Annotated in this window: 1 protein-coding gene; it reads right to left on the minus strand. The window is 68.7% G+C overall.

Annotation, left to right across the window (positions count from 1 at the left end):
* Positions 1-729 (minus strand): condensation domain-containing protein (locus ABQF13_RS25295; RefSeq protein WP_448395552.1); only part of this gene is annotated, 729 nt, incomplete at both ends.

Genomic DNA, 729 nt, shown 5'->3' on the forward strand with positions numbered 1-729 from the left:
TGCCCACGTCCAGTCGGCGCGCAGCCGCGGGCCGGCGTCCGTGTCGACGGTGGCGGAGTTGAGCTCCACGGTGTGCACCAGCGGCATGGGCACCGCTGCGGTGATGCCCGACAACGACAGGGCGTCGGCGGTCATCTGCCATCCGTCGTCGCTCGACGCGCCAAGGCGGCCCAAATAGTTGAATCCGATCGCCGGGTCGGCGCCGCCCAGCTCGGCCCCGGCGTTCAGGTAGCGCAGTAGACCGTAGGTCAGACCGTCGGGCAGCGAACGAAGTTGCTCCTTGGCGTCCTTGAGCACGGCGGCCAGCGCCGCGTCACCGGCCACCACCTGTGCCCATGACAGTCCGCGCATCGTCAGCGACACCGGGTATTTGGCGGTGAACCAGCCGACCGTGCGTGACAGGTCCAGGTCGGCGCCCAGTTCCTCCTGCCGTCCGTGCCCTTCCACATCGATGCCGATCGGCGTGTCGGGCCTGCCCAGGTGTTGCGCCCACGCCAGCGCGAACGCGATCAACAAAATGTCTTGGGTGCCGGCGTGAAACGCCGCGGGCACCTCGCCGAGAAGCATGGCGGTGGTTTCGGCGTCCAGCTCCGCGGTGAATCTGCCGGCCGTCCCGTACGTATCGACATCGGGTTGCACCGCGGGCAGCACTGCCGGGGCCGACGCCAGCTGCTTCCAGGAATCGGCCAGCTGCACCACTTCTGGACGGCGGGCGTAATCGGCCAGCAA

It is taken from the genome of Mycolicibacterium sp. XJ879 (genome assembly GCF_053483935.1).